Raw genomic sequence first — 6,200 nt, 5'->3', positions numbered from 1 at the left:
CTCAACCCCCCAACCACCCCAACCCAACTAGGCGGGGGGGAGAGTGTAGACCTGCGGTGGGCTCGCCCCACCGCCCCCGGCACCGCCCGCCGCGGCCGGGTGGCGCGACTCCCGCGCCACCCGGCGAGGCCGCCTTATCGTTTGTTCAGCTGACCGGCGTCGACGGGGACGACGGTGCCGGTGATATAGCGCGCGTCGTCGGAAACCAGCCAGGCGATGGCGTTGGAGACATCCAGCGGTTCCACCAGGTCCACGGGCATGGCGTTGGACAGTGCCCGCGCCAGTTCCGGCGCCCGCTCCATGATGGCCTGCAGGTCGCCGTCCGCCGCCATCGGCGTCCGCACCGCCGTCGGCGCGACGCTGTTGACCCGGATATGGTGCGGGGCCAGGAAATTGGCCCAGGAACGCATGAGCCCGACCACACCGTGTTTGGCGGCGGTGTAGCCGAGGAAGCCCGCCGTCGGGATCCCGACACCCATCAGGCCGCCGGTGGAGCTGGTGAGCACGATCGAACCGCCCTGCCCGCGTTCGAGCATCGAGGGGATCGCGACCCGGCCGGTGTTCCAGACGCCCTTGAGGTTGACGCCGATCACCTCGTCCCATTCGTCGTCCTCGGCCGCGACCGCCCCGCCCGCCCCGATACCGGCATTGGCCAGCACGATATCGACCGGTCCCAGTTCGGCGACACCTTCGTCGAAGGCCGCCCGCAAGGCGGCGACATCACGCACATCGGCCGTGCGGGCGACGATCCGGCGCCCCAGTTTCTCGACCTCGCGCACGGTTTCGTCGAGTTCTTCGACGGTGCCCATCGGGTAGCTCACCGTGGCGAGTTGTTCGCAGATATCGATCGCGATCACGTCGGCGCCCTCCTGCGCCAGCCGGATGGCGTGACTACGACCCTGGCCGCGGGCCGCGCCGGTGATGAAGGCGACCTTGCCGTCGAGCTTTCCCATATTTCTTCTCCTCACGGAATATGCGGTACGTGTCGGCAACCCGTGGGCCGCCGACCTGATCCGGTGACGGGCCGGGCGCCGGTCAGCCGACGGTGAGCGGCAGCATCTCCCAGCCGCGCATGGTGGAGGTCGAGGACAGTTCCGGCGCGTCCGGGTCGATCTGCCAGCGCGGGAACCGGAGCAGGAACTCCTCGAGCGCCACCCTGGCCTCCAGCCGGGCCAGCGCCGCGCCGAGGCAGAAATGTGTGCCGAAACCGAAGGTCCGCAGATTGCTCATCCGGCGGTGGATATCGAAACTGTCGGGCTCGGCCCACCGGTTCTCGTCCCGATTGGCCGAGGCGACCAGCAGCATCATCGCGCTGCCCGCGGGCACCGTGCGGCCGTGGAGTTCGATATCGGCGGTGACATACCGGGCGAGGGCGTGACCGGTGGGCTCGTAGCGCAGGGTCTCCTCGATCGCGTTCGGGATGAGCCGCGGATCCTCGGCCAGTTCCGCGCGCTGCCCGGGATGACGGGCCAGCAGCCAGCCCAGCCAGCCGATCAGGCGGGCGGTGGTCTCGTTGCCGGCACCCGCGACCACCGAGACATAGGTCAGGATCTCCTCCCGGGTGAGCGTGCGGGTCACGCCCCGGGTATCGACGAATTCGGCGCGCATCAGTTCGGTCATCAGATCGTCGGAGGGATGGTCGGCGCGCCAGTCGATGTACTCCGCGAAGAAGCCGGCGTTCGGGATGGCCCGATCCGAGACCTGCATCTGCTGTCCGGGTTCGGTACGCAGATTGGCGTCCGCGCGGTCGCGGACGGCCTGCTGGTCGGCCTCCGGTATTCCCAGCAGCATCCCGATCACCCGCATCGGCACCTCGTTCGCGAAGGCCGTCATGAGATCGAATTCGCGGGCACCGGACAGGCGGTCGAGCGCACGGGTGCACAGGGCCCGGATCCGCGGTTCCAGCGCGAGCACCCTTCGCGGGGTGAACACCCTGGCCAGCAGCGCCCGGTGGATGTCGTGGGCCGGCGGATCCTCCATCAGGAGGGTGCCCGGCGGGATCTCCACCCCCGATTTGATGATCTCGAGAATCGGGCCCCGCGCCGAGGAGAAGGTCTGCCAGTCGAGCAGGGCCCGATCGATATCGTCGTAGCGGGTCAGGGCGTAGAAGTCGTGCCGGTCGTTGTAGTACAGCGGCGATTCCGCGCGCATCCGGCGGTAGACCGGGTAGGGATCCCGCGCGATACCGGGGTCGAAGGGGTCCCAGTAGATCGGCTCGTCCTGAGGCACCGGCGCACTCCTTCGAACACTTCCTGCGGTAGGCGCGGCCGCGGATGGTCTTCAGCGCACGCGAACCGCCGCTCTCTCATTCAGGAAGTCAGATTATCTATTCGGTAGTTCTCGTATGCGTAAATTGATAATTCTGTTCTCTCACCAATGGGCGCCGTGCCGCCGCCGGGCTCGACTCGGGCCGTATGCTCGGATACGGCGTGCGGTGGCCCCGGCCCTCGCTTTCCGACCGCGGCACCCGTCCATGCCCGATCGCTTCGCTCCACCGGCTCACGACACCTATGACCATCGCGTAGTGCAGGTAGCTCCACACACCGACGACACCCGCACCGAGGAGCATCGTCATGACCGAGCGCATCGCAGGAATCACGATCCCCGACAGCACCCTCGTCGCGGAGGCCACCGAACTGGTCCGCGACACCGCCGGGCCGCTGCTGTTCCACCACTCCCGCCGGGTCTACCTGTTCGGGATGCTCCAGGGACGGCGCCGCGGACTCGACCCCGACCCGGAACTGCTGTATGTCGGCGCGCTGTTCCACGATCTCGGCCTGACCGAGACGTATCGCACCACCGATCGGCGCTTCGAGGTCGACGGCGCCGCCGAGGCCCGGCGTTTCCTCCTCGACCACGGTATCGACACCGCGTCGGCGCAGCGGGTGTGGACCGCGATCGCCCTGCACACCACACCCGGCGTCCCCGAACATATGGAGGCCGAGATCGCGCTGGTCACCGCCGGGGTCGAGACCGATGTCCTCGGTATCGGCTATCGCGACCTGGACCCGGCCGATATCAGGGAGGTGGTGGACGCGCATCCGCGGCCGGATTTCAAGAAACAGATCCTCGCGGCGTTCACCCAGGGTTTCGCCGACCGGCCCGACACCACCTTCGGCACCGTCAACGCCGATGTCCTCGCGCACTTCCTACCCGGGTTCCGCCGTACCGATTTCGTCGAGGTCATCGAGAACAGCCCCTGGCCGGAATGATCCGGCGCACCCCGGCGACGGCGGGCCGCCGCGATACCGCCGGGGCAGCCGCCCGGATCACACGCAGGGCGCGGTGCCCGGGCAATCCGCCGCGGTGAGGCCCGGGCGGGTCTCCGGGACCGGATCCCACACCCCGCCCGCACACGTGTAGTCCCAGGCCGGACCATCCGCGACCAATGTCCGGACCGCATCGAGCAGGCGGTCGATATGGGCCTCGGTGGTACCCAGCCCGATACTGGCGCGCAGGCCCGCCGCGATACCGAACCGGGCCAGCAGCGGATGGGCGCAGAACCGGCCGTCGCGGACCCCTATCGCGTGTTCGGCGGACAGGTAGGCCGCGACCCGGCCGGGTTCGTATCCGTCCACCGTGAAGGCCACGATCCCGACGCAGTCGCCGGTGTCCGGCCAGATCCGCAGGCAGCGCACGCCCGGGATCTCGGCCAGCCCGGCCCGCAACCGTTCGGTGCGGGCACGCTCCCGGATTTCGGCGGTCGCCCGTATCGCGGTCAGGGCGTCGCAGGCGGCGGCCAGCGCCGCCGCACCCAGCACATTCGGCGACCCCGCCTCGTGCCGATGCGGTGCGGCCGCCCACTCGGCGTCGTGCGCGGTGACCTCGGTGACCGCACCGCCGCCGGCCAGGTACGGCGGCGCCGCGTCCAGCCAATCGCGCCGGCCGGCCAGCACGCCCGCACCGAAGGGTGCGTACAGTTTGTGCCCGGACAACGCCAGGTAGTCGATACCGGTGGCCCGCAGGTCGATACGCCGGTGCGGCGCCAGCTGGGCGGCGTCCACCAGGATCCGCGCCCCGCACTGATGGGCCAGGTCGGCCAGCCGCTCGAGCGGCAGCACTTCGCCGGTCACATTCGAGGCTCCGGTCACCGCCAGCAATGCCGCGGGCTTCGCGCACAATTCGGCGGCCAGACGGTGCAGGGTCTCCTCCACGGTATCCGCCGCGCGCACCACCCGGCGGCCGTGGCGCCGCCACGGCAGGAGGTTCGCGTGATGTTCGATATCGAGCACCACGGTATCGCCGGGGACGCAGGCGGCGAGCAGGTTCAGCGCGTCGGTGGTGTTGCGGGTGAACACGACGACCTGGTCGGTATCGCAGCCCAGGAACCGGCCCACCGTTTCCCGCGCGTCCTCGTAGTGCCGGGTGGAGACCCGCGAGGCGTAGCCGGCTCCCCGGTGGACGCTCGCGTAGTACGGCAGCAGTTCGGCGACCCGCGCGGCGACCCCGGCCAGGGCGGGCGCACTGGCCGCGTAGTCGAAGTTCGCGTAGCCGAGTTCACCGCCCTGCACCAGGGGCACCCGCAGGTCGTCGCCGGTAACCCGGATCGGGGCGCAGGTGGGGTCGAGTACAGCGGTCATCGGGCAATCCCTTCGATGGAGGGACTCCGGAGCCATCGGATGAACGGAGTCCGCGCTTGCCGTGCTCGGTCGAGCCGCGGCCCGGTCGTCACCCGGGGCACCCCACCGCGGAGGAGGGTTGCCGGCCAGCAAGCCGGGGCTTGACGCTGGCACTCATGACCTGATTCGAACCTTTGCAGACACCGTGTCCGCTTGTCAACCGCGCCGCACCGTTGCGGGACCCGCCCATCGGCCGACAGGGCGGGTCACCGCAGCGGCGGCGCTCAGGACCCGTAGAACGGATCCCCCTCCACCGATTCCGACCGCCGCCCGTCCACGCCCTCGGGGATATCACCCTCGATGGTCACCCGGTAGAGCACCCGGTCGTGACCGAGATGCCCGGCATCCGGGATCGCCAGATGCGCGGTGGCGCGATTGTCCCAGAACGCGACACTGCCGGGCTGCCAGCGGAACCGGACGGTGTATTCGGTGCGCGTGGCCTCCTCCCAGAGCGCCTCGAGCAGATGCGCGCTCAGCCGCGGGCCCAGATTGCGGATGTTCTTGGCGCGGCGGGTGAATCCCGGGCTCACGAACAGTGCCCGCTCCCCTGTTTCCGGATGCACCCGCACCACCGGATGGAAGGTCCGTAGCGGGCTGCGGGCGATCGCCTGCGCCCGGTTACTGCCCTGGTTGGCCCGGTTGTCGAAGGTGTGCTCGGCGTCGAGGGTGTCGACGAAAGCACGTAATTCGGCCGGCAGGTTCTCATAGGCGGCCACGAGATTCGTCCAGGCGGTATCGCCGCCGTAGGGCGGGAGGAATTCGGCTCGCAGAATGGAGAACGCGGGCGGATTCACCAATGCGGTGACATCGGTATGCCAGCTGCTGTCGTAGGAGGTGCGTTTCCGTCCGTACTGCGCACTGTACCGGCGGCTGTCGATGGGCAGGATTTCCGGGAAACCCTCCGGCGGACTCTCTTCGTACGGATGCGCCGGAGTCACTTTGCCGAAGCGCCGGGCGAAAGCGATCTGTTCGGCGTGACCGATGTGCTGGTCGCGGAAGAACACCACCTTCCATCGCAGCAGCGCCTGCCTGATCTCGCCGATCACCTCGTCGGAGAGGTCGCCGGCGAGATCGACACCGGAGATCTCGGCACCGGTATGACCCGATTGCGGCGACACCGTGAGCGCCGTTCGCGGGGAGATGATTTCGGTCGCGGAAATTGTCATGGGAGCCACCGCCTGTTCGCGCCGGAGAAAATATCTGTCACCACGCTATGCCCGCGGGCCGTTCGCTCCGCCCGTTGCGATCCGGGCGATTGTTTTTCGCCGGAACGGCGTTACCGCGTTCGCCGCGAGACGTTTTCGAATCATCGTGATCGAGTCCGTGGCCCCGGAAACAACGGCGGCGCATTATTCCCGTGCGGCCGCGCGCGGCCGGAGACAACCCGCCGCCGACCCAGGAATACTGCCGATGAGTGCCGAATTTCTCTGGTACATACCGAATCAGGCCCGGCCGGGCCATCGCGGCGAACCGGTGAGCGCCGATCACAACAGTCTCGCCACCCTCACGGCCCAGGCGAAAGCCCTGGAAGAGTACGGATGGACGGGTGCGCTGATCGGCACCGGCTGGGGCCGGCCCGAT

Annotated in this window: 5 protein-coding genes, 1 pseudogene and 1 riboswitch; of the genes and pseudogenes, 2 read left to right on the top strand and 4 right to left on the bottom strand. The window is 69.0% G+C overall.

The window, feature by feature from the left end; translation table 11 throughout:
• Positions 1-134: 134 nt before the first annotated feature.
• Together ACWDU1_RS27900 and ACWDU1_RS27895 are read right to left on the bottom strand one after the other, a co-directional pair.
• Positions 135-953, bottom strand: coding sequence for a mycofactocin-coupled SDR family oxidoreductase (locus tag ACWDU1_RS27900; protein ID WP_450002969.1), 819 nt, complete (start codon positions 951-953; stop codon positions 135-137).
• A gap of 82 nt (positions 954-1,035) precedes the next feature.
• Positions 1,036-2,229 (bottom strand): cytochrome P450, encoded by a 1,194-nt coding sequence (locus tag ACWDU1_RS27895; RefSeq protein WP_450002967.1) that lies wholly within the window; start codon positions 2,227-2,229, stop codon positions 1,036-1,038.
• Between the two features lie 344 nt (positions 2,230-2,573).
• Between ACWDU1_RS27895 and ACWDU1_RS27890 the strand changes: the two genes are divergently transcribed.
• A complete protein-coding gene (locus tag ACWDU1_RS27890) occupies positions 2,574-3,212 on the top strand; it encodes an HD domain-containing protein (RefSeq protein WP_450002965.1) in 639 nt (212 codons plus the stop codon).
• A gap of 57 nt (positions 3,213-3,269) precedes the next feature.
• On the opposite strand, the gene ACWDU1_RS27885 is transcribed toward ACWDU1_RS27890, so the two are convergent.
• Both ACWDU1_RS27885 and ACWDU1_RS27880 read right to left on the bottom strand, forming a co-directional pair.
• Positions 3,270-4,580, bottom strand: coding sequence for an aminotransferase class V-fold PLP-dependent enzyme (locus ACWDU1_RS27885; protein WP_450002963.1), 1,311 nt, complete (start codon positions 4,578-4,580; stop codon positions 3,270-3,272).
• A 47-nt stretch (positions 4,581-4,627) separates the two neighbouring features.
• Positions 4,628-4,741, bottom strand: a riboswitch (SAM riboswitch).
• 102 nt (positions 4,742-4,843) lie between these two features.
• A complete protein-coding gene (locus ACWDU1_RS27880; RefSeq protein WP_450002961.1) occupies positions 4,844-5,785 on the bottom strand; it encodes a TauD/TfdA dioxygenase family protein in 942 nt (313 codons plus the stop codon).
• 244 nt (positions 5,786-6,029) lie between these two features.
• Here ACWDU1_RS27880 and ACWDU1_RS27875 point away from each other — a divergent pair.
• Positions 6,030-6,200 (top strand): annotated as a pseudogene (locus ACWDU1_RS27875) (LLM class flavin-dependent oxidoreductase); the annotation flags it as partial.

Source organism: Nocardia sp. NPDC003345 (genome assembly GCF_053589395.1).
Note: the sequence above shows the minus strand (reverse complement) of the source record. Positions and strands in the feature narration are given on the sequence as shown.